At 45.4% G+C, this 26,630-nt stretch carries 29 protein-coding genes and 2 pseudogenes; 18 read left to right on the top strand and 13 right to left on the bottom strand.

From position 1 onward, the window contains the following. Positions 1 to 85: 85 nt before the first annotated feature. From MHUN_RS12455 to MHUN_RS12435, 5 genes are all read left to right on the top strand, one after another. Entirely contained in the window at positions 86 to 1,957 is a 1,872-nt protein-coding gene (locus tag MHUN_RS12455; RefSeq protein WP_048067512.1) for an AMP-binding protein, read from the top strand. 59 nt (positions 1,958 to 2,016) lie between these two features. Continuing rightward, positions 2,017 to 2,652: a tetratricopeptide repeat protein gene (locus MHUN_RS17705; RefSeq protein WP_011449351.1), complete on the top strand. Its 636-nt coding sequence runs from the start codon at positions 2,017 to 2,019 to the stop codon at positions 2,650 to 2,652. A gap of 61 nt (positions 2,653 to 2,713) precedes the next feature. Continuing rightward, complete coding sequence (locus MHUN_RS12445; RefSeq protein ID WP_011449350.1) at positions 2,714 to 3,406, top strand: tetratricopeptide repeat protein; 693 nt, start codon at positions 2,714 to 2,716, stop codon at positions 3,404 to 3,406. Between the two features lie 81 nt (positions 3,407 to 3,487). Then, entirely contained in the window at positions 3,488 to 3,961 is a 474-nt protein-coding gene (locus tag MHUN_RS12440; RefSeq protein ID WP_011449349.1) for a DUF6438 domain-containing protein, read from the top strand. After that, positions 3,943 to 4,887 carry an ion transporter gene (locus MHUN_RS12435; protein WP_143709492.1) on the top strand — a complete coding sequence of 315 codons (945 nt, stop codon included), beginning with the start codon at positions 3,943 to 3,945 and terminating at the stop codon, positions 4,885 to 4,887. Before MHUN_RS12440 ends, MHUN_RS12435 begins: the two co-directional genes overlap by 19 nt. A 6-nt stretch (positions 4,888 to 4,893) precedes the next feature. On the opposite strand, the gene MHUN_RS12430 is transcribed toward MHUN_RS12435, so the two are convergent. Further along, the gene (locus MHUN_RS12430) at positions 4,894 to 5,229 is read right to left on the bottom strand and encodes a hypothetical protein (protein WP_011449347.1); all 336 of its coding nucleotides are present in this window, start codon (positions 5,227 to 5,229) and stop codon (positions 4,894 to 4,896) included. A 70-nt stretch (positions 5,230 to 5,299) separates the two neighbouring features. Between MHUN_RS12430 and MHUN_RS12425 the strand changes: the two genes are divergently transcribed. The 3 genes from MHUN_RS12425 (at position 5,300) to mch (ending at position 8,894) form a co-directional block, all read left to right on the top strand. Then, positions 5,300 to 5,497, top strand: coding sequence for a rubredoxin (locus MHUN_RS12425; protein WP_011449346.1), 198 nt, complete (start codon positions 5,300 to 5,302; stop codon positions 5,495 to 5,497). Between the two features lie 163 nt (positions 5,498 to 5,660). Continuing rightward, the gene (locus tag MHUN_RS12420; protein WP_011449345.1) at positions 5,661 to 7,823 is read left to right on the top strand and encodes a PAS domain S-box protein; all 2,163 of its coding nucleotides are present in this window, start codon (positions 5,661 to 5,663) and stop codon (positions 7,821 to 7,823) included. Between the two features lie 114 nt (positions 7,824 to 7,937). Further along, entirely contained in the window at positions 7,938 to 8,894 is a 957-nt protein-coding gene (gene mch / locus MHUN_RS12415; RefSeq protein WP_011449344.1) for a methenyltetrahydromethanopterin cyclohydrolase, read from the top strand. Here mch and MHUN_RS12410 read toward each other — a convergent pair. The 4 genes from MHUN_RS12410 to MHUN_RS12395 form a co-directional block, all read right to left on the bottom strand. After that, on the bottom strand, positions 8,891 to 9,169 hold the full coding sequence (locus tag MHUN_RS12410; RefSeq protein ID WP_011449343.1) for a 4Fe-4S dicluster domain-containing protein: 279 nt from the start codon (positions 9,167 to 9,169) through the stop codon (positions 8,891 to 8,893). The two genes, mch and MHUN_RS12410, sit on opposite strands and share 4 nt — an antisense overlap. A gap of 38 nt (positions 9,170 to 9,207) precedes the next feature. Continuing rightward, on the bottom strand, positions 9,208 to 9,672 hold the full coding sequence (locus tag MHUN_RS12405; protein WP_011449342.1) for a hypothetical protein: 465 nt from the start codon (positions 9,670 to 9,672) through the stop codon (positions 9,208 to 9,210). A 10-nt stretch (positions 9,673 to 9,682) separates the two neighbouring features. After that, entirely contained in the window at positions 9,683 to 10,168 is a 486-nt protein-coding gene (locus MHUN_RS12400) for a pyridoxamine 5'-phosphate oxidase family protein (protein WP_011449341.1), read from the bottom strand. Positions 10,169 to 10,232: 64 nt separating this feature from the next. After that, complete coding sequence (locus MHUN_RS12395) at positions 10,233 to 11,309, bottom strand: (Fe-S)-binding protein (RefSeq protein WP_011449340.1); 1,077 nt, start codon at positions 11,307 to 11,309, stop codon at positions 10,233 to 10,235. Positions 11,310 to 11,517: 208 nt separating this feature from the next. Between MHUN_RS12395 and MHUN_RS12390 the strand changes: the two genes are divergently transcribed. The 3 genes from MHUN_RS12390 to MHUN_RS12380 all read left to right on the top strand — a co-directional run bounded on the left by MHUN_RS12390 (position 11,518) and on the right by MHUN_RS12380 (position 14,335). Further along, entirely contained in the window at positions 11,518 to 11,955 is a 438-nt protein-coding gene (locus MHUN_RS12390; RefSeq protein ID WP_048067510.1) for a hypothetical protein, read from the top strand. Between the two features lie 555 nt (positions 11,956 to 12,510). Beyond that, complete coding sequence (locus tag MHUN_RS18760; protein WP_143709490.1) at positions 12,511 to 12,711, top strand: hypothetical protein; 201 nt, start codon at positions 12,511 to 12,513, stop codon at positions 12,709 to 12,711. Positions 12,712 to 12,856: 145 nt separating this feature from the next. Then, complete coding sequence (locus MHUN_RS12380) at positions 12,857 to 14,335, top strand: lipopolysaccharide biosynthesis protein (protein WP_011449337.1); 1,479 nt, start codon at positions 12,857 to 12,859, stop codon at positions 14,333 to 14,335. A 4-nt stretch (positions 14,336 to 14,339) separates the two neighbouring features. Here the strand turns inward: MHUN_RS12380 and MHUN_RS12375 are convergent, their stop codons facing one another. Both MHUN_RS12375 and MHUN_RS12370 read right to left on the bottom strand, forming a co-directional pair. Further along, complete coding sequence (locus MHUN_RS12375) at positions 14,340 to 15,608, bottom strand: glycosyltransferase (RefSeq protein ID WP_048067509.1); 1,269 nt, start codon at positions 15,606 to 15,608, stop codon at positions 14,340 to 14,342. Further along, positions 15,605 to 16,348: a hypothetical protein gene (locus MHUN_RS12370; RefSeq protein ID WP_011449335.1), complete on the bottom strand. Its 744-nt coding sequence runs from the start codon at positions 16,346 to 16,348 to the stop codon at positions 15,605 to 15,607. The genes MHUN_RS12375 and MHUN_RS12370 overlap by 4 nt, the downstream gene beginning before the upstream one ends. A gap of 61 nt (positions 16,349 to 16,409) precedes the next feature. Here MHUN_RS12370 and MHUN_RS17700 point away from each other — a divergent pair, with 61 nt between their 5' ends. Both MHUN_RS17700 and MHUN_RS18390 read left to right on the top strand, forming a co-directional pair. Then, positions 16,410 to 17,048, top strand: coding sequence for a class I SAM-dependent methyltransferase (locus MHUN_RS17700; RefSeq protein ID WP_011449334.1), 639 nt, complete (start codon positions 16,410 to 16,412; stop codon positions 17,046 to 17,048). Positions 17,049 to 17,273: 225 nt separating this feature from the next. Further along, a pseudogene (locus MHUN_RS18390) lies at positions 17,274 to 17,483 on the top strand (DUF4277 domain-containing protein); the annotation flags it as partial. Positions 17,484 to 17,539: 56 nt separating this feature from the next. Here MHUN_RS18390 and MHUN_RS12360 read toward each other — a convergent pair. Further along, on the bottom strand, positions 17,540 to 17,812 hold the full coding sequence (locus MHUN_RS12360) for a hypothetical protein (RefSeq protein ID WP_143709488.1): 273 nt from the start codon (positions 17,810 to 17,812) through the stop codon (positions 17,540 to 17,542). Positions 17,813 to 17,853: 41 nt separating this feature from the next. On the opposite strand from MHUN_RS12360, the gene MHUN_RS20060 reads away from it, so the two are divergent. Continuing rightward, positions 17,854 to 18,006 carry a DUF2080 family transposase-associated protein gene (locus tag MHUN_RS20060; protein ID WP_011449332.1) on the top strand — a complete coding sequence of 51 codons (153 nt, stop codon included), beginning with the start codon at positions 17,854 to 17,856 and terminating at the stop codon, positions 18,004 to 18,006. Continuing rightward, positions 18,003 to 19,052, top strand: coding sequence for a transposase (locus tag MHUN_RS12350; RefSeq protein ID WP_011449331.1), 1,050 nt, complete (start codon positions 18,003 to 18,005; stop codon positions 19,050 to 19,052). The genes MHUN_RS20060 and MHUN_RS12350 overlap by 4 nt, the downstream gene beginning before the upstream one ends. A 1,032-nt stretch (positions 19,053 to 20,084) precedes the next feature. Here MHUN_RS12350 and MHUN_RS18755 read toward each other — a convergent pair. Both MHUN_RS18755 and MHUN_RS20055 read right to left on the bottom strand, forming a co-directional pair. Next, positions 20,085 to 20,617 (bottom strand): annotated as a pseudogene (locus tag MHUN_RS18755) (IS1634 family transposase); the annotation flags it as partial. 281 nt (positions 20,618 to 20,898) lie between these two features. After that, entirely contained in the window at positions 20,899 to 21,048 is a 150-nt protein-coding gene (locus MHUN_RS20055; RefSeq protein ID WP_394296018.1) for a hypothetical protein, read from the bottom strand. A gap of 82 nt (positions 21,049 to 21,130) precedes the next feature. On the opposite strand from MHUN_RS20055, the gene MHUN_RS19050 reads away from it, so the two are divergent. Then, positions 21,131 to 21,280 (top strand): hypothetical protein, encoded by a 150-nt coding sequence (locus tag MHUN_RS19050; protein ID WP_158498223.1) that lies wholly within the window; start codon positions 21,131 to 21,133, stop codon positions 21,278 to 21,280. A 29-nt stretch (positions 21,281 to 21,309) separates the two neighbouring features. Here MHUN_RS19050 and MHUN_RS12325 read toward each other — a convergent pair whose 3' ends face one another. The 3 genes from MHUN_RS12325 to MHUN_RS12315 form a co-directional block, all read right to left on the bottom strand. Next, positions 21,310 to 22,134 carry an SDR family oxidoreductase gene (locus MHUN_RS12325; RefSeq protein ID WP_011449330.1) on the bottom strand — a complete coding sequence of 275 codons (825 nt, stop codon included), beginning with the start codon at positions 22,132 to 22,134 and terminating at the stop codon, positions 21,310 to 21,312. A gap of 62 nt (positions 22,135 to 22,196) precedes the next feature. Then, entirely contained in the window at positions 22,197 to 22,982 is a 786-nt protein-coding gene (locus MHUN_RS12320; protein ID WP_239441642.1) for an SDR family oxidoreductase, read from the bottom strand. A 45-nt stretch (positions 22,983 to 23,027) separates the two neighbouring features. Then, positions 23,028 to 23,834: an acetoacetate decarboxylase family protein gene (locus MHUN_RS12315; protein ID WP_011449328.1), complete on the bottom strand. Its 807-nt coding sequence runs from the start codon at positions 23,832 to 23,834 to the stop codon at positions 23,028 to 23,030. Between the two features lie 367 nt (positions 23,835 to 24,201). Here MHUN_RS12315 and MHUN_RS12305 point away from each other — a divergent pair, with 367 nt between their 5' ends. Both MHUN_RS12305 and MHUN_RS12300 read left to right on the top strand, forming a co-directional pair. After that, a complete protein-coding gene (locus tag MHUN_RS12305) occupies positions 24,202 to 25,425 on the top strand; it encodes a hypothetical protein (RefSeq protein WP_011449327.1) in 1,224 nt (407 codons plus the stop codon). Positions 25,426 to 25,610: 185 nt separating this feature from the next. After that, positions 25,611 to 26,396, top strand: coding sequence for a phosphotransferase family protein (locus tag MHUN_RS12300; RefSeq protein ID WP_011449326.1), 786 nt, complete (start codon positions 25,611 to 25,613; stop codon positions 26,394 to 26,396). Positions 26,397 to 26,630: the final 234 nt, after the last annotated feature.

Below are 26,630 nucleotides of genomic sequence, written 5' to 3'. Positions count from 1 at the left end.
AGCTCCAGTACGTGCAAAAGTTTCTATAAATACTGGTTCACCCATTCACAACTCTTTTACAATCTGGTGCACCAGATTAGTACAGATGGTTCGGTTCTCTATTACCATGGATGATGATCTGACCCGGCGGGTTGATCAGGAATGTGTTGTCAGGCAGGTTTCCCGCTCTGACTGGATCAATGAGGCATGTACCCGGCAGCTTCGAAAGCTCTCCGGGTATGGTATATATCCGTGTGGGAATTCAAGCCCGATCATTGATGACTCCCCGGCACCGCACCGGCATAATATGCAGAACTATGATGAAACCTACCGGAATTTCCGGATAGAGGTTCCGGAGTATTTTAACTTCGGGTTTGATGTCGTCGATGCGTGGGCAAAAAAGGACCGGAACAAATTAGCAATGGTCTGGACCAACCAGGAGGGAGAAGAGAAGTTCTTTACATTCCGCGACATCTCACGCAGGTCTAACGAGATCGTCAACATGATGATCAAGTACAAAATCGGTAAGGGAGACCGGGTCCTTATCATGCTCCACCGAGTGCCTGAGTGGTGGTTCATGGTAATCGCCCTTATCAAGATCGGTGCAGTGTACATCCCGGCTCCTACCATGCTGACCCCGAAGGATCTGGCATACCGGATCAAAACGTCAGAGGCAAAGATGGTCATCACCGATATGGAGAACGCCCATAAGGTTGAGGAGATTGCCAGTATTTGCCCGACACTTGAGACAAAGATGGTTGTGGATGGTGCACGTGATGGATGGCTTTCATATCCGCGTGAACTGACCTATCCTGCACCGGTTTCCTCACGAATTATCAACCTGAAGGGGATGAGAAAGACAAAGGCGACCGATCCGATGGTTATTTTCTTCTCATCCGGCACAACCGGTGAACCAAAGATGGTGCTGCATTCTCAGGCATATCCGCTTGGTCATATCGTCACCGCCCGGTTCTGGCATGATGTGCGTAATAATGATCTGCACTTTACCGTTTCAGATACCGGGTGGGCAAAATCTGCTTGGGGGAAACTGTTCGGACAGTGGATTGAGGGTGCTGCAATCTTTGTTTATGACTACCGGAACAAGTTTAATGCAACCGAACTTCTCCCGCTTATTGAAAAGTACGGGATAACCACTTTTTGTGCACCGCCGACCATCTACCGGATGCTGATTATGGCTGATCTCCGCAAGTATGACTTTTCTGAGCTCAGGCATTGTGTAAGTGCCGGGGAACTCATCAACCCTGAAGTCATTAAGGCATGGAAAGATGCAACCGGCCTTGAAATATACGAAGGATATGGGCAGACCGAGACGGTTTTGTGTGTCGGGACATTCCCATGCATGGAACCGAAGTACGGGTCGATGGGAAAACCCTCTCCGGGCTGGGTGATCGAACTTCATGATGAGGACGGAAAACCGGTCAAGCCAGGGGAAGAAGGATCCATCGCAATCAAAACCGATCCCCGTCCGGTCGGGTTCTTCATGGAATACTGGGGGAATGAAGAAGCAAACGCAAATGCATTCAGAGACGGGTTTTACTATACCGGTGACCGGGCGGTCAGGGATGGTGATGGGTACTTCTGGTTTGTAGGCCGTGATGATGATGTCATCAAAGCGTCAGGGTATCGTATCGGGCCATTTGAGGTTGAAAGTGCAATTATTGAGCACCAGGCCGTGCAAGAGGCTGCGGTTGTCGGGTCACCTGATATCATCCGGGGATTTGTTGTGAAAGCGTTCATCGTTCTGAAAGCCGGTTATGAACCCTCTGAAAAACTGGCACGGGAGATTCAGGAGTACGTCAAGTCTATCACGGCTCCCTATAAATATCCACGAAAGATTGAATTTGTAAAAGAACTTCCAAAAACCATTTCAGGTAAGATCAAACGAAAGGATCTCAGGGAGATGGAGATGAAACGGTTCGAAGAAGAACAGAAGAACGGTCGCGGTGATCATTCATAGGATATGAGTATCTGAACCACCTGACATGTTTTTATTCTTTTTTTCATAACCTTTGAGGAATGATTCGGAAGGTGTTGTATATCTCCCTCATTCTTACCGGGCTTCTTATTCCGGCAGGGGTGCTGGCAGCAGATGACGGATGGTCACATGGTAGTCTCTTCTCTGCACCAAACTGGCTTTTGGAACAGTTTGACGATGAATCGCGGGAGATGAGCAAGATGGATTATTTCGGGACCAAGTTGGTAGAGCCGACCCCGACTCAACCGACTGCAATGGACCTTGTCAAGGAAGGATGGGCGTACCTGGAAGGGGGAAATTATAAGGATGCTCTCAAGTCCTTTGAAAAGGCTCTTGAAATAAACGGGACATCCACCGAGGCATGGTATGGCAGGGGTCTTGCTCTTGAAAATCAGAAACGGTATCTCTCTGCAATAGATGCCTATACGAAGGCGGTATCATACTCGAAAAAGCCTGCATCAAGCTGGGGTCCGAATGCCGGAAAGGGAAGATCCTATCTTGCCCTGAACCAGTATGAGAACGCGAAGGATGCTTTGACCGTTGCCATCAGCCAGTATGAACAGTCCGGAGAAAATATGCCTGATGAACTTGCTTCAATGTACCGTGACCTTGCCCAGGCACTAGAGATGCTAGGTGAGACTGATGCCGCACAGGAAGCACTCGAAAAAGCAGGGTGATCTCTGAGTTCTCCCTCTTTTCCTGAGAATGTATTTATTTCCCGTATGAGATCATCCATGTATGAGATCTGCAGTTCCAATCATGGTACTGGTTCTGTCAGTACTCGCTCTCTCCGGATGCATGGTATTCTCCTCCGGTTATCCCTATGCTGATGGGGTTGTCCCGTCCGGTATGATCGCCGGTACCGACGGATGGTCGCATGGGAGTCTTTTTTCAGCCCCGAACTGGCTGCTTGCACAGATTGATCCAAACCTGATGAGCACTGTTCTCGATTATGGTTATACTCCTGTTCCAACTGAAGTCCCGAAAGGTTTTGAGGATTATGTTGCTGAGGGGTATGCAGCTCTTGAAGGAGGGAACTACCGTGCGGCATATAACGCCTTTAAAAAAGCCATAGAGCTCCAGCCTTCTTCATCTGATGCCTGGTATGGGTCTGGTCTTGCCCTTGAGAGCCAGAAGAGATACCTTTCGGCTCTAGAGGCATATACTCAGGCAATATCCTATTCAAAAGGCGCAGGTTCGAACTGGGCATCCTATGCAGGGAAAGGGCGGGTGCTGTACTCTCTGAACCGGTTCAGTGATGCGAAAACAGCACTTGAGACTGCCATTGCCCAGTATGAGAAGGCAGGGGTCTCTCACCCAGATGAACTCGAGGAGATATATCGCTTGTTAGAAGAGATATCTGGATATACCAGCCCTGTCCCGGAGGCCATCCCTTCAGCCGACATCCCTGCCACAGCCTATTCAGTATAACCCGTTCCCCACCTTTTTTACCAGGTATGACATAATACCAGTATGAACAGACGAATTGCGGTGCTTTTCTGGGTGTTGTTCGTGTGCTTGCTTTTCCCTTCCGGGCTGGCTAACCTCTCATCAGAGGAGGCGGTCCGTGATATTGAAATCACTCTTGAGCGTGGCATGTGTTTTGGAACCTGTCCGGTGTATTCGGTCTCGCTTTTTGGGAATGGAACGATCACCTGGATGGGTGAGATGTATGTAGAGGCTGCCGGAAATCGGACTGACTCTCTTGATCCTGCTCTGGTCATTGATTTGTATGATCGGCTTATCGAAGGTGGTTTTCTGGATTTGAATGATTCATATGCCTATCTGAACATCACAGATATGCCAACAGCCACACTGACCGTCAGAAATGGCACTAATGTAAAAAAGGTGTACCATTACCATGGAGACTTTACGTCACCGGAGAACCTGACTTATATGGAAAATGCCGTTGATCTCGTCGCAAATACGTCCCGGTGGATCGGGAACTCCACTTTTAACGAAGGAACGTGGGGAGAGCCGATATAATTCAGGAGTACCCCCGGGTGTATGTGAAGGTAAATTCGATAAAAACCCGTATTCACTATATTTTGGATACGCCAGCATGGCATGACAGGACTGCCGTTGTCATCCACGGAATACTCGCAACGGTAATCCTCGCAAATGCCATTGCCATTATTTTATCGACGGTTCGCCCGATTGCAGAGCACCATGGCGATATTCTGACAATCATCATGAATATCTGTATGGCAGTGTTCGTCTGTGAGTATGGTCTTCGCATGTGGGCCTGCACCGATACGCACAATCCGGTCCGTATGATCACCGACCGGGTCAGGTATGCATTCCATTTATATCTGATTATTGACCTGATATCCATTCTCCCCATATTTATTCCGTTCTTTTTCCCCCAAGCCATCATGATCATCCGACTCTTTCGTCTGTCATCAATATTCAAACTGGGACGGTTTACCCGGTACTCAGAATCTATTGTCCAGCTCAGACGGGTAATAGTGCGGAAAAAAGAGATATTTGCTATTATGCTCTTTTTCCTGGTGTTTATCATCCTCTTCTCTTCAACCATCATGTATGTTGTCGAGTATCCAGCCCAGCCTGATGCATTCTCCAGTATTCCCGCGGCCCTCTGGTGGGCGGTGATGACGGTTACAACCGTCGGATATGGGGATATTATTCCAGTCACTCCGCTTGGAAAGTTGATTGCCGGGTTCGTCACCATGACCGGGGTTCTTGTCCTTGCACTTCCATCTGCCATTATGGCAACCGGATTTATTGAAGAGCGGGAACGACAGAAAAACGTCGAACTGAAGAGAAAAAGTCAGGGGATACCTCCCGTTCTTGCATGGAAACTTGATGAACTCAAAGAGAAGGGCTACATTACGCAGGAAGAGTATATTCTGTTCTGGTATCAGTTATCCGGAGACGAAAAGAAAGGATAAATTGGGTCAACTCTGTGCTTGCAGTTCCTGCTCCTCCTCAAATGGCTTTTCTATTGCAAGCAGACCCGGGCTCATGGGAACTGATGGTTCTTTTTGAAAAATCGTCCCGTTTTCATGTACATTTTCCATCGCCTGGTTCACGGCATTATTCACGGCGAAATCAAACCTGTCAGATCGCTTTTCAGCTCCGTGTTCAGCAGTAAGAGGTATCACAACGGTGAAGAGAAGGAGCAGGGCCAAGAATATGATCACAACAATGATTCCGATTATTACCGGTGTGAGCGGATTTTCTCTGGATGATGGTGGCATCTGTGCCCGTGTAATTGCGTCCGGACGAGTCATGAAAGAACATATTCTATGATACCTTAAAAATCTCCCTGAAGGGTCATTACCTCTGAAATCCTATGTATATATGATGAAGCGTGTTGTATCGACCACAACCAAAAAGGAAGGAATATGGCGGTGTGACCCCTGCCGATGGTATTATTATCCTGATAAGGGCGATCCAACCCAGAACATCCCTCCCGGAACATCCTTCGAAGACCTGCCGTCGACCTGGAGATGTCCGATCTGTAAAGAGCCGAAATCAGCGTTTACCTTTATCAGGTAATTTTTTTCACGATACCGGCTGCCAGGGTCATCGCCTCTCAATCTCGACTGCCTAAGCCCAGCTGATATATATCCTGACAAGCACCAGAAGTCCCAGACCTGCAACCCGTTCGTCTTATCATCAGTTTTATGGTCCATCAGATTAACCATTCATTCTATATTTAATGACTATCTCCATCCTCTATGTTGATGACGATACTGATTACCACATCATAGTCTCCAAATTTTTCAAGAGAGAAGCCGATCTTTCTGTTACGTTCTGTTCTACCGCTCATGCCGCTCTTGACCTCCTTGAGCATGAGTTATTTGATGTCATTGTCTCTGATTATCTGATGCCGGTGATGGACGGAATTTCACTTTTGAAGGAAGTGAGGAAGAGATATGGAAGACTTCCATTCATTCTCTTTACCGGGAGGGGCAGGGAAGAGGTGGTCATTCAGGCGATCAATAATGGAGTGGATTACTATCTGCAAAAGGGTGGGGATTTTCTCGGCCAGTTCACCGATCTGATTCACAAGATACGATCTCTGTATGAGAAGAATGCGATAGAAAATCTGGCACGGGAGAATGAAAGACGGTTTCGAAAGACCCTTGACCGAATCCATATGGTGGCTTTTCACCTGGATGAAAACGGGATAGTTCAATATTGCAATGACTATTTGCTCTCTCTGACCGGGTGGACCAGGGATGAATTTCTCCACAAGGACTTCTTTGAGATGGCGGTACCTCCCGACCTTCGTGAAATGAAAAAACGCCTGTATAAGGAGGCTGTTTCAAAGGAATCCATCTCCCAGCATGAAGAGATGAAAATCCTCCTCAGGTCAGGAGAGATCCGGGATCTTGATATCATCAATACTGACATGCGCGATGAGAAGGGGCGGTTCCTTGGGTACATGTGTATTGGTGAAGATGTTACTGAGAAGAAGAGGGTGCGAAATGAGGCTCTTTCCTGGAAACAGCGGTATGAGAAGTTAACTGCCAGGACCGGACAGATTGCGTATGAATATGATATTGATAATGATATCCTTCTCATGGATGAGAGTGCCGGCCATGTGATCGGGTATGCTCCTGAGGAACTCAGAAATGGAAAGGAACTCTGGATGAATATCATTCATCCGGATGATTACCAGAATGTCTTTGATACATTCAGCAGGGCAGTTTCTGAATCAGAGGAGTTTGATATCTCATATCGGATAAAGCATAAAAACGGGAGGTATATCTGGATTCAGATCCAGGGGTTCTTTGACCCTGCCCCTGATACGCGATCGAAGATCATAGGGATTATTTCTGATATTACCAGGGAAAAGGAAGCGGAGATAGCACTCTTAAAAAGTGAAGAGAAATTTAAATTATACCTTGAAAAAGCTCCATATCTTGTTGTAATATTTGATCGGTATGGCCGCATATCCTACACAAACCCGGCAGGAGAGCAGCTGACCGGGTACTCATCTGCAGAGATCACTCAGATGAGTGTATTTGATCTGATATTGCCTGAAGAGGTGCCAGAAACCAGGATCGTTTTTGAAACTCTCTTCGAAAGGGGATATGTTCATAAAAATGTAACCCTGATCGGAAAGAACAAAAATATTGTATATGTCGAAGCAGATGCGATTCTGCTTGAAGGGGGGGAGGTCCTTGGATTCTGCCTGGATATCACAGAGAACGTAGTTAATGAGAAGAAAATATCAGAAATATCCCGAAAACTCCGGCTTCTTCAGTCAATAACCCGTCATGATGTAATGAATGTGGTAACATCCATCCGGGGATACATGCTTCTGCTGAATGATTTTGAAGATCCTGCTGAGAGAGAACGGATTTTTGATACCATTATCGGGTTTCTGAAAAGGATTGAGAATCTGGTAAACTTTTCACGAGAATATGAGCAGATTGGGGTCCATTCTCCAACCTGGCAGAATGTTGCCCATCTTATCGAACACATTCATACCTCCAATATCCCGGTGAGGTGTGCGATCCCACAGGATCTGGCCTTGTATGCAGATCCCATGCTGGATCATGTCTTTGCCAACCTCTATCATAACTCGGTCAATCATGGGGGTGATGTGACTGAGATATCCTGTTACATGGGAATCGATGAGCAGGGGATCAGGATCATATGGGAGGATAATGGGGTGGGGATTCCTTCAGAGGAAAAAGATCGGATATTTATCCTTGGGTACGGGAAGAACTCGGGATTTGGTCTCTACTTCATTTCAGAGGTCCTGGCAATGACCGGGATTAGCATCACCGAGACCGGTGAGTATGGAAAAGGGGCACGGTTTGAGATCTCTGTGCCGAGAGCGATGTATCGGTTTGAATCTGAACAATAACTGCGAAATTGTATGTCTAATGCTGATTTCGCCATCGAATATATCCTATAAGAAAACCGATGGGGTTTTATCTTCCTGGAACCAGTAATCCGATAGACTGGTGTCCTAATTCGTATGATTAGTGTAAATACCAATGCCCTTCCTGTTGTGCTTGATATGATACGCAACGCAGAGATTTTGGGTATAAAAGTTCATAGCCTTGAGAACGGCGCTACTTTGATTGACTGCGGGGTGATGGAAAACGGGTGCCATGAAGCCGGCCTGCAATTCCTGAAAGTCTGCGCCGGGGGATTAATTGAACCCACCATCGTCCATCAGCCGATTGCAGGACAGATTTTTCCTTTTGTCCACCTGACCGTGAAGCACCCGATCATCGCCTGTCTTGGTTCTCAGAAGGCAGGATGGGTCATTAAAAGAAACCGCTTCTTTGCGATGGGGTCTGGACCGGCCCGTGCACTTGCGTTAAAGCCAAAAGGAACATATCAGGCGATTCAGTATTATGATACCTCGGACGTCGCCATTATTACACTTGAGGCAGGGATGCTTCCGGATGCAGAAGTCTGTGAATATATAGCAGACAAGTGCGGGGTAAAACCATCCTGTCTTTATGCCCTTGTTGCCTCCACCAGAAGTATAGTCGGTTCAATTCAGATATCAGGGCGGATTGTCACCATGGCCATGCACAAGCTTGAGGATATGGGCTATGATCTCTCCAATATTGTCAATGCAGCAGGAAGGTCCCCGGTTGCTCCGGTGAAACGGACGTTTGAACAGGCGATGGGAGTGACCAATGATTGTAATATTTATTATGGATCGGTCATTATCTCCACACGGTTCTATTCAGATGACTTCTCAAGGATAACGTCTGACAATTCAGAGATGTACGGACGTCCCTTTTATGAACTGTTCAGAAATGCAAATTATGATATTGTCAATATTGGTTCATATCTTGGATTCTCACCGGCAGAACTGACCGTAAATGACTGTACCACCGGAAAAATCTATCATTTTGGCAGATTAAACGAGGAAGTTCTCCTTGAATCCTTTCAGGCAACGTACGAGCGTGTCTAAACCGGCCTCTCTTCTTCCTTATATCGTTTCTTTGCCATATCCACGTACCGTGTCATCTGGACTGCACCGACAATACAGGCTTTCGCACATTTGCCGCACCCGATGCAGGTGTCAGGGTTCGTTACCCATGCCTTGGGAACTTTCTGATTCTCGTTATCGAGGAGTTCAAGTGATCCGGTGGGGCAGACGGTAATACAGTCCCCACACCCTTCACAGGCAAAGGGTTCAAACCAGGGGAATTTGTTCGGGGTTTTCCCGGTGTCTTCTTCTCCCATTTCGGGGAAATGTTGAAAAAAGATGTTTTTAAATCTGTCTATTTGCCTGGAATATCGGTCCACCGGGCCTTCTCCCATGCATCGACTGCATCAGGAGACATTATATCAAGCCGTTGTCCGGCTTCTGCTCCGGGCTTTGTACAGTAGAGTTCGGTCAGGTCAATAATCAGGACCGCGTCGGTATCAATCCCTGTTGCCATTCCCCTGATAGTGTCAAACTCCTCTCCAGATCTGATGACTTTTCCTCTCCCTTTGAACTGGTAAGGGGCTCGGATACCTCCCTGTCTTGATACACCAATTGCCACCCAGGGATTCTTTGAAAGGGCAGCCTCGATGACACCGATCTCACCCTTCTCCATGGCAAAGGAGATCTGGTCGGGTTTTGTGACTTTTGCAAACCGTGATACGGTCACCCAAGGCACGCCCTCCGGCGTTGCAACACACAGGTGGCATCCCATCAGTTCAATCCATCCTTTCATCCGCTCAGTCAGAACTAATGACATACTTTTCACCTCACTGGATGCGTTCTCCGGTTTTTCCTTTCTCTATTGAATAAATCTCCTCTACATGGAGAACGACAACGCCACGCTGGGCCGGTTTTGGAAATACGATGTCAGGTGGAACCTCTTTGGGTGGTTCAAGGCTGGCCCAGTCTCCCCACTTGTCAAGTATCTCTTTTGCTGTTACCCCGTACCAGTCAAAATCCGGAGGAAAGCCGTATTCGATGTCAATTGCCTTCCCTTTAAAGACCCAGTCTCTTCCTGAATCAAGCGGATGGCAGATAGCGATGCAGCATTCCGGGTTCTCCTTCAGGTTCATCTTGGTCTTGAGCAGGAACATATCTGAAATCAGGATCTTGTCATCACCATGGGTTGCCACAAACCTCATTGCTGCGATATTTGGTTTTCCGTCAAGACTGCTCGTTGCCATATAGATAAGGCTTCCACCTTTTCCCGGAACACGCAGGGCATCCTTCATCTCCCTGGTAAATATGACCATGAAAATCCTCCATATCTCATGATACTATACATTTGGAAAATAAAAGGTACCCGTATTATTTTCACTACTTCACGGGGTATCCGAATGCTGCAGTGCCGGCTTTTCCCAAATCCTCGTGGAGTGCCATCTTTACAAGCTGGGTGATGTAATAGGGTGTCAGGTTCATCTCTTTGCAGGTCATCCGCATAACCGAGACACAAGCCGGGCAGATGAAGCAGTACCCTTCAGCACCGGCATCAATGGCGTCCTGTATGTTCATCTGCTGAAATTTCATCGCCCGGTCATGCTGGGTATGAAAGATACTGCAGCAACAGCACAGCCGGTTATTCCCGGTATATTTTCTCTTGTCCTCAACACAGGTAACACCGACGAGTTTTAGGATCTCTATAAGCCAGTCTTTCCAGGTCTCACCTCCCTTTGCCGCATACCGGGTTGTACATCCTCCCTGATAGGCTATCTTCATGTTGAGAGGGCGAATTTTGTCCGTGTGATCAAGCAGCCAGTTTCTGATGTACTCAAGGATATGAATTGGCCTGAATGGAACCTCGATACGCTGCTGCATCGCTATGGTTGTCAGCACGTTATAACAGGCATCGTGGGTGAATACGATCTCTGATACCCCGTATTCTTTCGCAGCATCGGCAAGGTTTCTGACCAGGGTCGGGAGGAATTCATATGGTCTGGAACCGCGTCCGAGATGGGTCTCGGTAAACCCGCAACAATACTCCCCTCCACCGATGAGGGTGGCTTTATCAAACATCATGCCGGTAAGGAATTCCTGCTGGGGAACAACCTCATAAATACCACAGAGTGATATGAGTGCCCCGCCGGGTTTTCCAGTTCTGACCATCTTTGGTTTTACCAGCCAGTCTGATGCAGGTTTTGCATCTATTGGGATTCCCAGTACCTGGGTCTGTTCCTGCCGCCAGAGGATCAGGTCCCAGGGGTTTGCACCGAGCGGGCAGTACTCATTACATGCGGCACAGGTGATGCACTCTTTGAGGATAGGTGTCATATCACCTTTGATTAGGGAATTGATCTGGTTTTTTGCCTCTTTCTCATCATACGAGACATAGGGGCACTTTGTCAGGCATTCACCTTTGCACCGGGAGAAATCACATTTGGAAGCATCAAAGCCCATATGTGTGAATAGTTGTCTGATTAGAAAAGTACTGTTCTTTTATCCTAGTTATAAATTTGATACCACTAAGGTCTTCAAAAACCAGAATAAATGGTCAGGTGATGCCATTTGCCGGTCCCCGTCCTAGGTTCGTGAAGTTGCGTTCCTTGCTATTCCTTATGTTAATGAGGAGGGTAAAACGAGTGATGAGCTCATCTGTCTTGTGGACATGCTCTGGGTACGGGATGCTTACCGGATGTGTAAGAGAAGTATTCAGGATCTGGTCGGAATGCTTGCCAAAAGTGGCGGAATTAATGTTATCTGTGGCATCGGACAGGAAAATGAGCATAAGATCTCCGGCCTTGCGTCAATCGCTCTAGATATGTGTGTCACTTGGGAATGTCATGGCAGAGAGATCCGAAGTCAGGGGCCGGTCGGTAAGGTTAAAAGAAGATCTTGCCGAATTCAGGCTCTGAAACTTTTTCCGATGGACGTTACTACAAAAATCTCCGATACATACCCCATGGAACCAGAAGTTCTCACAAAAGGCAGTCTGCTTGCCCGTGGTATCTTTGCGGTGATCATATGGTATTATGTACAATTGCCTGATTTTTTCTCTTTTCTCCGGTTTAATCTTTTTATCTTGAATATAAGAGTTTTCAGGTGATATTCTGCATATTGCCCAGAAGAGGTCTCGTACACCCTGCAATGGGACATCAGGGCTCGTTTCCATGAGATCATTCAGATGCACTGATACGACACTTGTTCAGTCAAACACAGCAATGACGGTAATCACGGTTGGGCTTGTGAATGCCGAAAATAATTCACGAAAATGTATTGCAGAAAATGTGGTAAGAGTATCAAATCATCCAAACCTGGAGATCGTTGCATACCTGGCAGCTGAGGAGGAAAGGGTCGTGGGTGTACGAGATGCAGACAAAAGGCATCACGGTCCTTCCCCTGTGCCGGCGGGGTCGTCTTCGACCATCCCACAGAACCAGAGCGTCCCGTCTTCGAGTCGGACCGGGTGGGCGGCTGCATGGTTTTTCTACTGTCAGTGGATGATTTCCCGGGGACCCGGCATGAGGAGGTAGACTTTCCGCTCCGTCTTGATTCCGTCTTCGCACTCAGACCACATCAGGCACCTCCGCTTCTGCGATCCCGCCGGGAAACACCTAGTCTCGGCGCCAGAGCTTCTGGTTGGTGAGGACCCAGAGGTTTGATGAGCCAAGATCGTCCGGGGGATTTTTCGCAGTTCGCCGATCTCCCTGTGGAACAGGGACGTGGCTTCCGAGGTATTCGCGACCGCCCGACTCGGGCCATGCACGCGGTCATCTCCGGTCTATCCCGTGGTGAGATGGAGGTAGGTCTTTGTCGTAATCAGGGATATTCCCGGCTGAAGGGGGGGGGGAAATTATGCTAGTCCAGTATTGAGAAATGTAGTGTTATTCCATCTGTTAATATATCTATCACCTTCATTTCACCCAAAATTCCACAAATAAAAAATGGCGGTCCCCCATTAGTCGATATTATATTACCCCGGTATTTTCAATAATTACATCAATTTCATGTCGCAGGACCGCCCCAGGAAGTCATCTCCCTTTGCAAAAGATGTGTTTACGTTGGTGACCGGGACCGCCTTTGCCCAGCTGATTGGAATTATCGCATCTCCTCTCCTCACCCGCCTCTACGGTCCTGAATCTTTTGGTCTATTGGCACTTTTCACATCCATCACGGGGATCATCGGTGTTATCGCCTGTATGCGATACGAGCTTGCAATCATGCTCCCCAAGGATGATGAAGATGCAGTAAACCTCCTCGGGCTTTGTATCATAATGGTGACAATTATTACAGGCCTCACCGCTATCGGCCTTTTACTGGGAGGGGATGCTTTATTTGCCCTTCTGAATGCCCGGGATCTCGCACCTTACCTGTGGCTCATCCCCCCGTTTATTTTTATCAGTGGACTGTTCCTCGCGCTGAATTACTGGAATTCCCGGACACGACATTACGGAAGGCTCTCTATCGCACGGGTCACTAGCGTAATAACCTCGACCGGGGCACAGCTTGGTGCGGGATTTGCCGGGTATGCCACCGGCGGGAGTTTGATCGGTGCAAGTCTTGCAGGTTCGGCTATTTCGACGGGAATCCTTGGGGGACAGATCTGGCGGGATGATGGGGCTTATATCAAGGAGAAAATCTCGTGGAAAGGCATGATTTATGGTTTAAAGAGGTATAAAAAATTCCCATTACTCGATAGTACATCTGCGTTATTGAATACCATCTCCTGGCAATTACCCGTGCTCCTCCTGTCTGCCTTTTTCTCTCCGGTAATCGTGGGATTTTATGCACTAGGTATGAGAGTGCTACAGACTCCGATGAGTCTGATTGGGGGAGCAATTGCCCAGGTATTTTTTCAGAGAGCAGCAGAAGATTTTCACAAAGGTACCCTATCAATACTCATGGCTGAAGTTTTCGATGTATTATTGAAAATTGGTGTGTTTCCAATGCTTCTCCTCACAATAACCGGGTGGGATTTATTTACAGTGATATTCGGTGATACCTGGGGAGAGGCCGGTATATATGCCCAATTACTCGGGATATGGGCAATATTTTGGTTCATCTCTTCGCCTTTAAGTACAATTCTTTCTGTTACTGAAAATCTGAGAATGGGTTTTTTTTTAACAATATTGAATTTAAGCACAAGAATCAGTTCCCTTTTAATAGGAGGCTTTTTGGGGAATATCTATATTGCTATAGCCTTATTTTCATTTTCAGGTGTTTTAGTATATGGTTTTGGTTGCTTAATTTTCTTACATTATGCTGGATTAAAAATTTCTTCTTCGCTAAATATGATAATAAAAGTCGTTGTTTTCTCATTTTTATTTCTTATTCCATTATTAATATTCAAAATAATGAAAATCCCTCCACTTATTATTTCTATAATCGCTTTGGTAAGTTGCATTATATATTATAGTCAATTATTTATCACAGATACACGATTCCGAAATATTTTAACAGCACTTAAAAGACATTTTGAAATATAATCAGTTATATCATTTTTAGAGTCTTTGCGAATTCTGTGAAATTTTTCACTGCATTAAAGTTTTTTTCCCAATTCTCAATACTCTTTAATCGCATACGTTTAGTAATTTCCGGATTATCAATGAAAAATTCGATTGCGTTTGCAATTTCCTCCGGGGATGGATTTTCACTTAAAAGAATGCCAACATCTTCTGTAACGATTTCAGGTGTTCCGCCAACGGCCGTTGCAATAACAGGAATACCAAAGCTTTGGGCTTCCATGATGGAGACCGGGATCCCTTCTGATGCACTGACATTGATGAAAACGTCTATCGGGTTAGTTTTATAAAAGTTATAAAAAAGATTATCGGAAAGATACCCCGTAAAATTGGCAATTATATTATTACTTAATAAAGAGGTTGCTTCTTTTTTAATTTGATCAAAAAGACGGCCATAACCAATATGTGTCCATTTAATTTTTAATTCAGGTCGTTTTTTTGCAAATTCTTTTAAGGCCAATATGATAAGATGAATACGTTTTACTGGAACAATATAAGAGCAGCTGACAATTCGAAATATACTATCGAATGATGGTTGGGAAATAAAATCCGGTTTTTCTACACCTAAATACGAAATACTACATATTGATTTCAAGAATGGATAATGATTGATAATATATTTCATTCCATGATTTGATATGCAAAAAATCCTGTTAATACTCATGCTTTCATTTCTAAATGGTAAATATTTCGGAATATATAGATCTTCATATATATCATATCGATGTGCTCTGGATATTACTTTTATCAAATTATTATCTTTTTTTACTAAATTGACACCCATCGTAGACGAACCCAACCAATAGGTATAAAATAAAGTTTGAGATAAATTGGAGTTATTTTGTTTAAGGAAGTTTAGGACCCAATTTTTAACAAGATAAGCTGACAGAAGATAATAAATGGTTTTTTTCAATGCACGAATATCAAAAAATATTTTGGGCCTTTTTAAAATTTCCTTATAAAACAAAATGGATCCCACAATAATTTTAATGAATAAAATACGTTTTATTTTTTTATTAGTGAAATATTTCAATAAAGATGTATCAATCACTACATTATCAGGCATTTTTCTTTCAACTTTTTCAATTTCAGCGGGAAAATTGCGCGGAACAATTATAATAGAATTAAAAAAGCTGCTTAAATAAGGTATTTCTTTATCAAGGAATGATTCGGCAACAGCTCCAAATGGGTAGGTATCAGTTATTAATATCAGATTTCTATTCATTTTTTCAATCATAATTTTGCAACCATTAATAATGTTAATCGAGTAGCAGGGTACATTTTGAATAAAAATTTTTGAAATATTATACTTGGGTGACTAATGATGAATTTCATTCTATAATCTCTATCAAACGAGTCACAAAAATAAAATTCTTCTACTTGTATTCCAGCCTTAAAAAGAATTTTTGCGAGTGTATATGGAGAGAACCAATATCGGTGATCAGTATTTATGAGTTCACGATGATAAAAAACGTTTATAAAATTTTGCCATGAAAAAGCATTTGGAACTGTTATTATTAATTTTTCTATGTTATTTTTATATTTTTCACGTATTTGTTGGAGAAAAAAACAAGGGTTATCAACGTGTTCAAGAATCTCTCCCATAACTAAAAAATTCCAAAAATTATTATGGATTTCACCAATATTTTCATAGGCAATATCTCCAAAAATTACATCATTATAACCCAATTTGTCTTTAAGATAATTGATACCTTCAATATTAATATCGATACCAAGACATCTTTTTGTGACTTTACATAATCTTGCATGTAACCAGGTATTTTTTTCAATTTTTTTGCTAATTAAAGGTAAATGGTCAACACATCCAAGATGAATAATATTTTTATTTGCACAGAGTGATTCAATCAATTGAAACCTATTATATATTATCTCATTCGATTTGGCTATTTTAATTGATGCACCATTTGAAAATTGAGATCCAGAAATATAATCAAAAACATCATTATCAAATTTCATATTAACTAATAAGATCGAATAATAAAATATTTTTTGAAATATCACATGGAAATAATTACATATGGAATTTAACCGTTTGCAACCTTCTATCAGAATGCATAGTTATCTTACGCTTTCTGCCCTAAAAAAAACACTTTTATATGCAATTCAAAATACACTCATGCCAGACGAGAAATATCGTATTCTTGATCTTGGGTGTGGTGAAAAACCGTATCTCCCTCTTTTTAAAGATTGGGCAATAGAATATATTGGAATTGATACTTCTGCGGGAGACTTATATGGCATCGGTGAATTCCTGCCATTTCGAAATAATTCATTTAACCTTGTAATCTCCACTCAAACACTAGAGCATGTTGATGATCCCATTAATTTAGTATCTGAAATATATCGAGTTCTCGCTCCAAGGGGTATTGTAATCTTATCAACGCATGGAATTTGGTTTAATCATGGAGATCATTGGCGATGGACTGAATCCGGCCTTTTAAAGCTTTTTTCACCCCGCTTTCAAATTGAGATTTTGGAAAACGGGGGGGCCATTCTCTGTCTTTTTCAATTTTTATGCTTTTATGCAATGCGTGTTCCGATTTTTCGGGAGATCACTATTCCTATATTCAATATATTAGGAAGAGGTTTAGATAGATTAATAGCTATTCCAAAGTTTCTGACTATAAATTATACAGTCGTAGGAAAAAAGATGTAATCTTTTTTTTATTATTGCAGAATTGAAAGTTCCCCCCATCAAAATACAAATTTTTATACTCCCGCTGATTTCGATAATCTCAATGACTTTTATGTTGTTGGAGTTAAACGAGACAAATAAGAGAGTATAAAATTTACATCCGACACTCGGCAGCAACGAGTGTTACGAAATTAATTTTTAGTACAAACATTTAAATCTGAGAACGTTGTATACTCTTCTTGAATAATGTCCATCGTTGCTGATTCAAATGTAACCATCGCTCACTTGGGCATAGTATCAGGGATAATAGACAAACTTGGAATTTGTGAATATATCGATCGGCTCATTCCCAAAAAGCGTAGTCATATTGTCACTCATGGCGAGGCAGTGAAAGCATTACTTCTCAATTGCCTGGGTTTTATTGAACGGCGCCTTTACCTGATGCCAGAATATTTCCTATGAAAATCCGTATGGTTCTAAGAAATACCTCCTTAAAATAATTATTTGATAAATCATAAAATATCAGGATCTGGTGCTTTGATTAGGATGTCCGCTTTTGCAATTATTTCTAAAAGTTGCTCTAATGATACTTCCTTGGGTACCATTACCTTATTCATTGTTTGAACCTTCTTCCTTGGAAACAACGGATCATCATAGTACTCGTTATTTTTTAGGAGATGCCAAATAATAGTTACTATCTTTCCAGTATCTCCGAAAGAATCTGATACATCCATTGGAAACTGAACTATTTCTTCTGTAGTGATTTTTTTGTCAACGACATTCAACGAAACTTTAAATATCTTAAAGTATATACTTTGTATATACTATGCGAACCATTGACATTGAACCATCTACCAGATTGACAATTGAAGGCATCCAGGGGTACTTGGTCAGAAAAGTCACAAAATTTGGGAATGGGGCAAAAGTAGATTGTCCTAAAGAATATCTCGATAAAACAGTCTATTTGGTTATAAAATGACTCTGAATCAGAGTAGGTTATTTAGAACTCTAAAAACATTGGATATTTTTGTTGATCGTGCACTAAATATTGAGTACCCTGCAAAAGGATTGTCCGGATTTCAGTACAATCGTGATTTGCTTAAAGCAGCGGTAGCAAATTCATATCTTGAAACTGTTGGCAATAGAGCAGATAGTATTCATTTAGCGATAAAAAAGGTGAAAACATCAGACATTGTTTGGGCCTATCGTGATACGGTTCAAACAGTAGGTTCTCGGTTTGGTTTAAAAGATAAAGATGTGGTTTTAGCTTTTGACTACACGGATGAAGATTTTTATGGCGAAATAAACACTTTATGGATTCATGGTCATACTGGAGAACATGCAGTTAAAGGCAAATTCAAGTTTCTTTCTTGTTCAATAATAAATAGTGATATACCTGAAAAAATCCCCCTAATCTCGATTCCCGTAGTGCAAGGCCATTGCATGGCACAAATGGTTGCATGGTGTTTTACGATAATTAAACCATTGATTAACTCAGTGATTTTGAGCATCTATAACCGGGGTTTTTACAGTAAGGATCTCATGTTAACTCTTACCCATGCATCACTTCCATACCTAATATTCGTTAAAAAAGACTCTAAAATCAAAAAAGAACTTGAATCGTTAAAAGAATCAGAAAAAAAGAAAATAACCTACTGCTTTAAATTAAACAAAGATATGACAGTCATCAAGGGGGAGACAACCCTTGCCCTTTTAAAGCAAATATTTGATAAAAAGTCCCAAAAATCTTTTGATTGGGCATTTGCTACCAATCAGGAGGAAATAAACCTTGATACGATTATTCCATCATACAAACGACGATGGAGAATAGAAACAGGATTTAGGGTTCAAGATGAAGCGAGAATCTCTTCAAAATCTAAAGATATGAAAATTCGATACTTCTTTTTTGCATATGAACAAGTTTTGCAACTTTTGTGGACTGCGCTTTATAAGGAGGAAGTTCCGTTCAAACAATTTCTACTTGAAATCTATGAATTGGCAAATGCTCGATATCACGAGCCATGAAATAGGAATGGTAGCCACTTTCATGGAGCAGATACATGGGAGTGTAGGTCGACAAATATCAGACAATTGTCGATAGTAATCAAACACCAAAACCTCTTCATGAAACATATTTTAAGCCTATACTTTCTCGACTTACTCGTTCATTCGGAGATACTGTTTTCCGCATTTCACATAGATCTCTGTAGGGACTATTCTGTATCAATATGGTTTTAGTATCTTTCACAGTATGTAAGGGGTGTATGCATGCTATGCACAGCTATGCACCGGTTATGCACGCTGGTGTGCATAGCAAAAAACCTTAATAATCTCTATAAATTCTAAAATAGCTAAAATTACATAACTTAGTAGGGGTCTATGCACATTTTTCATGATCGTACAAGAGGGCTTCGTTATGGTTCCAGTGAGGTGTACTTGCACCTTCCGAAAAGTGCATAGCAGCATTGAAATTTTACATACATCAATATTTTTAGAAAACATCTGAACCATGACCTTCTTTGTTATGCACGTTTGTGTGCATAGCTCGTGCATAGATGTGCATAGATGCATAACAGAATCCGACAGTGACATATACATGCAGGTTTCTGCTCCTCTTATCAGATTTCCTGGTCCTTGGAATGAGATCCGCTGGTCTTTTATTATCCAGGGTTTTTCATTGGGTATCTGAATAGTGGTCATGAGATCTCCTTTATGTGACATGGTCTTTGGACAGGATGGGTGTGTGGTTGGTGGGTGATGCAGATAAGAGATGTTCATTGTTAGATTCATGGGTTTTATGCATGCTGATGTAGTTAATATCGGTCATATCTTCCCCAGTTCTGTCCCAGATTCCGGTATTTGTTTTTGGTCTGTGAGGATGAGTAGGCCGGATAGTGCCTGTCAAAGTGGTAAATCGGACATACCGGATTTTTAATGATATTTTGTTATTTGTTGTACTCAATGAGTTGCAATTAATCAGATAAACTGTTTTCGCCAGTTTCTCTTCGATTTTTATTATCATGTTTGATGCTGGCCTTATGTCTCTCTTCAGAATGGAATAAAAACAGGAATCCCACGTTGATCAGTTACTAAACATAGGACTAACTGTTTCAAATCATTGCGGTGATCTTTTGAATGCCCTCGAACCAGCTTAATCAGACGAGTATTTAGTTCTTGATCATACTCTCCTGTTACACTGATTGTTGGTGTATCATAATGAAGTCGAAGAACACCATGGAGAAGATTATCAAGGATTATACCGGTGAACAACTTTGTGGGTCCTACAGCGGCTATTGCATCAAAGTTACGCCAAATAAGTAATGATTCAAGTGCTTTGCTTCAATTCCCTCGCCAATTAAACGTTCGGTTGCAATATCATCAAAATATTCTGGCATCAGGTAAAGGCGCCGTTCAATAAAACCCAGGCAATTGAGAAGTAATGCTTTCACTGCCTCGCCATGAGTGACAATATGGCTACGCTTTTTGGGAATGAGCCGATCAATGTATTCACAAATTCCAAGTTTGTCTATTATCCCTGATACTATGCCCAAGTGAGCGATGGTTGCATTTGAATCAGCAACGATGGACAGTATTCAAGAAGAGTATACAACGTTCTCAGATTTAAATGTTTGTACTAAAAATTAATTTCGTAACACTCGTTGCTACCGAGTGTCGGATGAATAAACGAATATCAAGATAGTCAATCCACCTGTTCAACTCACGTTTCAACGTGGAGACTAGATTCTCATATTCCGCCTTCACCCTCTTTCCATCGTGTCGGGAATACACAGTGAGCGGATGGCACATTTTACTGAACGCTTTCCCGGTTTTATAGTTATTTCGCGGGAATATGGGCAGCACGATCCTGTATTTAGGGAACCCTTATCTGGTCATTCTTCGAGGAGAAATAGCGCTTGTCAAAAATCAGGAAATCTCCATTCCGGATGAGTCTCCTCCTCAACTCATCCATGATCTCTTTAAAATTGGTAGAATCAGGGGGCGAACCCGGGTGGATGAGCATGCAGAAAGGTAAAAGGGTTGGGTATTCAATAACAAGGGTCATTTTTCCGGACGGCAGTCTCCATCAGCAGAGGAGGAGGTCGGTGACGAAGCGATTACTCTCCTCGTCCATCTCCGAATCGACACTTGTCGTGGATGGACGGCTACCAGTCTCAAAAACCGTCACGTACCAGAACGTAATTGCCAGATCCGTTACACGTTTACTTCGTCCGGCAGGATCCCTGGGGAATTGACAGGAATGGGGAAAAAATTCTCCCCGTCATTACATTTCCATCAGGTCCATCGGGGCGCCGAGATAGGGGACTCCCCGTCTCCACCCGTCATTGCGGCGCCGGGCATATTCGAGTAAGAACTTCTCCTTAAACGCCTGGTCAGTCAGGGCGCGCTCGTACATTTTCTTTACATACGCCGGGAAGATGACGATCCCTTCCTTCTTCTCTACCCCTTCAAGGATGATCCGCGCCGCCTCTTCAGCCGGGATCGCATCCTGGGGTATGTCAGCTTTGCCGAAGATCGCTGTTGCGACATTGGACGGGCAGATGGTCGTAAATGCAATGCCCTCCTCGAAGAACTCGTACCGCAACGACTCGGTCAGGGCTGTGACAGCATGCTTGGTCGCACAGTACGCAGCCTGGGAAGGCAGCGGGACAATTCCGGCAATGGATGACGTGTTCACGATATGTCCGCTCTTTTGTGCAAGCATGACCGGCAGGGCAAAATGGACGCCATAGACGACACCCCAGAGGTTGAGATCGATGGCCTGCTGCCACATCTCAAGCGTCAGGTACTGGCTCGGGTGCGTCATGCCGATACCGGCATTGTTGAAGAGATAATCGAGCCGGCCATCTTTTTCAACACACGCATCAATCATTCCTTTCACCTGGTCGGCAACAGTCACGTCCACTGCCAGGAACCGCGTATTTTTATAGGCGGCAAAGGATTTTCGTGCTTTATCCACGCTCTCCTGCCGGCTGCCGATCACCCAGACCGTTGCACCGCGTTTCAGCAACTCTTCTGATACTGCATAACCGATGCCGGATGTGCCCCCGGTCACGATTGCTACCTTTCCCTCAAATACATCACTCATTGTCATACCTCCTCATTCCACGGGGATGCACAGGGCAATCCCGCTCCTCCTCAAGAAGGCTGTTACCCCCGTTTCTTCTGTCGCGCCAGAAACTCCTGGTATTCCGGCGACGCAAAGAAAGCACGGCTGTCCTCCTCGGTCTTTTTATGTGCCAAGTCACGGAAGACCGGGTCCTTGCATTTCTCCACCAGATCCCTCATAGATTCAGGGAAGACGATCATCCGTTCCTTCTTCTCCACGCCGTCAAGGATAATCCGGGCAGCTTCTTCAGCCGTTATTGCGCCCTCAGGTACCCGGCCTTTGAAGATGGGCGTTGCAACATCGCCTGGGCAGACGACTGAAAAGAGGATGTTCTCCGGCAGGTACTCGTAATACAGGCAGTCGGTAAGGCCGAGCACCGCACTCTTGGTTGCCACGTACAGCGCCTGGTATGGCGTGCCATAGAGAGCTGCAACCGACGAGGTGTTGACGATATGGCCGGACTTTTGTGCTTTCATCACGGGAAGGGCGGCATTGATCCCATAGATGACTCCCCAGAGGTTGATGTCAATCATCTCCTTCCAGTCCTCAAGGGTGCTCGCCTCGTACGGGTTCTTCTGGCTGATACCAGCGTTATTGAAGAGATAGTCGAGCCGGCCGTCCTCCCGGACGCAGTCGGTAACCATCTTCTGTACAGCGGTATTGTCCCGGACGTCCACTGCCGCAAACCGTGCTTGATGAAACGCAGAAAGCGACGCTTGTGCCTTGTCCACGCTCTCCTGCCTGCTCCCGATCACCCAGACCGTTGCACCGCGTTTCAACAACTCTTCTGATACCGCATAGCCGATGCCGGATGTACCACCGGTCACAATGGCAACCTTACCCTCGAATGAGTCGATCAATCAATCATCACCTCACGGCAGCGATCGTGCAAGATCCATACGCATGGTGCTTGTCCCTTTCCGCAGCGAGCCAGGCAGGTACTCTCGCACGGGCAGGGCCGCAAGAGCGGCGATGATGTCGTGCTGGGTCGGGTGCTGCGGTAACGAAGGAACGGTCCATGTTACAGAGCCGGTGCAGACCGAGGCGGATGTATAAGTGTTGTCCACCGGGTAATACGTTGCCTCTGAGAGAGCAGGGCCGGCATACGGACCTATCTTCGGGATATAGCGCCATCCGAACTGGACTGCCCTGCCGTTATTGGTGTTAAGCGTTGCCAGTTCGTCCGCGGAGTATGCTCGCCCTATGGAAAGCTCCATCTCAAAGAACGTCCGCCCTTCGTGGCTCGCGTTTACCGAGAGATTATCTCCTATCCTGCGATATTCTGGGATATCAGCAAAGACCTTGGGCATACCCGCCTCCTCGCGCCCGCCGAGGATGGGCTCGGCCTTGTTTTCCCAGAGCACGAGATGATAGACCCCGTCAATCGGCTCCGATCCTGCGGTATACTGCACCTGTACCGAGACCGCAATGAGCGAGTATTGCGAGCCACCCATCCACTGGACGCCGTTGCATTTTTCATACATAATGAGAAGGACTGGCCTGGTGATTGTAAACTCCTCTGGTATATACTGACGAAGCCTGGTTTCATCAGTCACGTAACTTAATTCAATGGTTGTACAGTCATCATAGGGGCACATCCCCAAGCCTGATGGCGTCCAATGCCGGAAATGGGCCGGCATCCGGTGAGTCAGCCCATCATCTCTGTTGCTGATACGCATGTATGCGTCCTATGCTAGTTTTTTATATTTATCTTTTTTGAAAATTTCCTATTTGCCGATTAATATCTGATTAAAATATATCAAATTTGCATTGCAACCATGAAAAATTTTTAAAAATTTATCTTTCCGCAACTCCAGCGTATCCAAGGGATATTTCTGTACCGTAGTCTGGAGAGGCTGCGGGCCGGTGGGGTCACCCTGGTCCACCACCTCTCCCCTAGTCTGTGGTAAAAGCCCTGCTTGGCAATATTCATCCATTTCAATAACTCACAAATAGGATAACTGGAAGAGATCTCTTCCATAGACCGGGTATTGCGCCCGGGTCGGCCTCCGTAACGGAAGGACATAAAATGGAGACTGAATTACCATGACACCCGATACAGCTCAACCCCTTGCCAAAGATTTCGATTTCACGTTCGAATCCGTGATCCTGCTCGTGCTTGGCATCTTCATGGGCCTATTCGGGCTGCTCCTTTTCCCAATCTCTACCGGTACACTTCCCTATGACCCGGACAGCACCTATGGTCTCTTCCTCGTAATCATTGCGCTGCAGGTGATCACAATGGGGAAGACACCGATTGGTGATGTCCAGCGAACGTGGCTGGTCATCCTGATCGGAATCGCCGCCGGAATCATCGGGATGCTCGCCTGCTTCATCCCCGGTTTCCTCTCAGATATCGTCCGGATACTGGTCGGCGCCCTCCTCCTGCTTGGCGGGGCATCCCTCCTCATCCAGCTCTTCCTGCACAAAGACAAAGCGGCACTCTGGCTTCGCGTCCCGGGTATCCTCCGGCAGCTTACCGCAGCCTGTGCTATCGTTTACCTGATGGCGTTCCTGCTCGGCCTTGTAACGCTCATCCCTGCCCTCACAACCAATACAATCACAGCCGTCCTCCTTCTTATCAATGGTGCAGCCCTCTTCTGGCTTGCGTGGTGCATCGAAGCAGTAACCAGACAGTACCCGAAGAAACCACAGGCTGGCCAGGTCGGAGGTAGAACTGTTCTTTTCCAGAGTGCACCACTCTCCCTCACCCTCGCCCTCCTTATCTTCCTCGGCGTGCTCCTTGCGCTGCTTGCGGTGCTGCTCGTGCCGGTAAGCCTCGGAATGCTCCCATTCTCACCAGACGGGCAACTCGGGCTGCTGATCGTCATCATGGCCATCCAGATCCTTGCCATGGGCGAGACTCCTCTCGGACAGTTCCGGCGCTCGATGTTCCTGGTTGCCATTGGCCTGCTCTTCGTGGCGATGGGCGTATATTCCTGTATCGTACCGGGAATCCTTACCGATCTCCTTCGTGTCCTGCTCGGGCTCCTCAACCTGATCGGCAGCCTCGTCCTCCTTACAAGCCGAATCGTGCCCATGGTAATGGCCATGAGAGAAGAGCACCCGCAGCCGGTCGTATTGCCGGCACCGGTCCGGAACCTGCTGGTCACCCAGACCGCACTCAACATTATCGGTATCCTCTTTGGAACCTCCATGCTGTTCCCGGGCCTTATCCCGGGCATGTTGACGGCAGTGGTCCTCTTTTTCAACGGCCTGCTCCTCTTCCTCCTTGCATATACCCTCGAAATGCTGCCATCGCACGCATGAGGGGGATATTTTTCCTTTCCTGCAAGGGAAATTGGAGAGTTTTTTATTCCGTTTTTATTTCCTGTATGGCAGGATAACCGCACTCTTGCATGCGGTATTTGAGCTCCGGATCGAAGCCTTTAGGAATGTCTGGAACATATATCAAGAATATTCTCAGGTCTTTTCTGACAGGATGAGTAACCCCTATGACCGACAGCTCACACCCTTCACCATCAATGGAAAACGACAGCGAGTTCCAGAAACGCTATGGAGAACAGATCGGCAGCGGGCTGTCCGCGATCATATATGCCCGCGACGGCAGGGTGGCCAAGGTGTACCGGGAGGGGCAGCCACGCCGGCAGGTCTTCCAGGAAGCTTTCACCCTGGTCACGGTTGAGGAACAGGGCATTCCAGTTCCAAAGGTGTATGGTGTCGAGACGTTTCTGGGCCGGACAACACTCATCATGGAGCAGGTACAAGGTGAGTCCCTCGCAGACATGATGCTGCGATTACCGGAGAAGACCAGCGAGTGCCTTGATAAAGTCGTTGAGCTCCAGGTGGCGATGCACAAAGTGTCTTCCGCCAATTTCCGCCCGATCAAACTCGTGCTTGCAGGTAACATCTATGGAGCCCCACAGCTTGATGATGCCGAGCGGAAGAAACTCCTCGCTATGCTCGAACAGTTTCCGGATGGCTTTGCGATTCTCCACGGGGACTTCCACGGGGGCAACATTCTCTTTGACGGCAAGGGCTACAAGATCATCGACTGGGCGGAAGTCGCCGTTGGAGACCCGGCAGCGGATGTTGCTCGTAGTTACATGGACTACCTCCTGATCGACAAGAAAGATTTGAGCGAGATGTACCTGCAGAAGTACTGCGCTGCAACAGGGATCCCACGGGATAAGATCCTTGCATGGCTGCCTGTGATAGCCGGGTCGCTGTACGGGTTCATGTCACCTTCAATGCAGAAGATCCTTCGCCCGCTCTTCTGACAGCCATCTCTCTTTAGGCAGCATCTGCCGGACGACTGATGGCGCCCTGGTGATCAGGAAGTATTGAGGGTAAGTCCGCACATCATGGCATCTCTCTTTGCCAATCCCATTTTCACCCATTGTCCCATTCTTCTTCTGTCAGGTCAAGTAGACTTCGCAAGATGCCGGCGTCGGTTTGCTCCGGCATGTCAGTGCTCCCTTACAACGATAATGGTCAGGAACCTATTTTAGGGA

Origin of the sequence: Methanospirillum hungatei JF-1 (genome assembly GCF_000013445.1) — an archaeon.
GTDB lineage: Archaea > Halobacteriota > Methanomicrobia > Methanomicrobiales > Methanospirillaceae > Methanospirillum > Methanospirillum hungatei.
Note: the sequence above shows the minus strand (reverse complement) of the source record. Positions and strands in the feature narration are given on the sequence as shown.

What these genes read in the sequence shown, in the direction of transcription:
- MHUN_RS12455 (WP_048067512.1), top strand. Translation starts at nt 86, where the DNA reads ATGGTTCGGTTCTCTATTACCATGGATGATGATCTGACCCGGCGGGTT.
- MHUN_RS17705 (WP_011449351.1), top strand. Translation starts at nt 2,017, where the DNA reads ATGATTCGGAAGGTGTTGTATATCTCCCTCATTCTTACCGGGCTTCTT.
- MHUN_RS12445 (WP_011449350.1), top strand. Translation starts at nt 2,714, where the DNA reads ATGAGATCTGCAGTTCCAATCATGGTACTGGTTCTGTCAGTACTCGCT.
- MHUN_RS12430 (WP_011449347.1), bottom strand. Translation starts at nt 5,229, where the DNA reads ATGACTCGTCCGGACGCAATTACACGGGCACAGATGCCACCATCATCC.
- MHUN_RS12425 (WP_011449346.1), top strand. Translation starts at nt 5,300, where the DNA reads ATGATGAAGCGTGTTGTATCGACCACAACCAAAAAGGAAGGAATATGG.
- MHUN_RS12420 (WP_011449345.1), top strand. Translation starts at nt 5,661, where the DNA reads ATGACTATCTCCATCCTCTATGTTGATGACGATACTGATTACCACATC.
- mch (WP_011449344.1), top strand. Translation starts at nt 7,938, where the DNA reads ATGATTAGTGTAAATACCAATGCCCTTCCTGTTGTGCTTGATATGATA.
- MHUN_RS12410 (WP_011449343.1), bottom strand. Translation starts at nt 9,169, where the DNA reads ATGGGAGAAGAAGACACCGGGAAAACCCCGAACAAATTCCCCTGGTTT.
- MHUN_RS12405 (WP_011449342.1), bottom strand. Translation starts at nt 9,672, where the DNA reads ATGTCATTAGTTCTGACTGAGCGGATGAAAGGATGGATTGAACTGATG.
- MHUN_RS12400 (WP_011449341.1), bottom strand. Translation starts at nt 10,168, where the DNA reads ATGGTCATATTTACCAGGGAGATGAAGGATGCCCTGCGTGTTCCGGGA.
- MHUN_RS12395 (WP_011449340.1), bottom strand. Translation starts at nt 11,309, where the DNA reads ATGGGCTTTGATGCTTCCAAATGTGATTTCTCCCGGTGCAAAGGTGAA.
- MHUN_RS12390 (WP_048067510.1), top strand. Translation starts at nt 11,518, where the DNA reads ATGCTCTGGGTACGGGATGCTTACCGGATGTGTAAGAGAAGTATTCAG.
- MHUN_RS18760 (WP_143709490.1), top strand. Translation starts at nt 12,511, where the DNA reads ATGAGCCAAGATCGTCCGGGGGATTTTTCGCAGTTCGCCGATCTCCCT.
- MHUN_RS12380 (WP_011449337.1), top strand. Translation starts at nt 12,857, where the DNA reads ATGTCGCAGGACCGCCCCAGGAAGTCATCTCCCTTTGCAAAAGATGTG.
- MHUN_RS12375 (WP_048067509.1), bottom strand. Translation starts at nt 15,608, where the DNA reads ATGATTGAAAAAATGAATAGAAATCTGATATTAATAACTGATACCTAC.
- MHUN_RS12370 (WP_011449335.1), bottom strand. Translation starts at nt 16,348, where the DNA reads ATGAAATTTGATAATGATGTTTTTGATTATATTTCTGGATCTCAATTT.
- MHUN_RS17700 (WP_011449334.1), top strand. Translation starts at nt 16,410, where the DNA reads ATGGAATTTAACCGTTTGCAACCTTCTATCAGAATGCATAGTTATCTT.
- MHUN_RS20060 (WP_011449332.1), top strand. Translation starts at nt 17,854, where the DNA reads ATGCGAACCATTGACATTGAACCATCTACCAGATTGACAATTGAAGGC.
- MHUN_RS12350 (WP_011449331.1), top strand. Translation starts at nt 18,003, where the DNA reads ATGACTCTGAATCAGAGTAGGTTATTTAGAACTCTAAAAACATTGGAT.
- MHUN_RS20055 (WP_394296018.1), bottom strand. Translation starts at nt 21,048, where the DNA reads ATGCTCATCCACCCGGGTTCGCCCCCTGATTCTACCAATTTTAAAGAG.
- MHUN_RS12325 (WP_011449330.1), bottom strand. Translation starts at nt 22,134, where the DNA reads ATGAGTGATGTATTTGAGGGAAAGGTAGCAATCGTGACCGGGGGCACA.
- MHUN_RS12315 (WP_011449328.1), bottom strand. Translation starts at nt 23,834, where the DNA reads ATGCGTATCAGCAACAGAGATGATGGGCTGACTCACCGGATGCCGGCC.
- MHUN_RS12305 (WP_011449327.1), top strand. Translation starts at nt 24,202, where the DNA reads ATGACACCCGATACAGCTCAACCCCTTGCCAAAGATTTCGATTTCACG.
- MHUN_RS12300 (WP_011449326.1), top strand. Translation starts at nt 25,611, where the DNA reads ATGACCGACAGCTCACACCCTTCACCATCAATGGAAAACGACAGCGAG.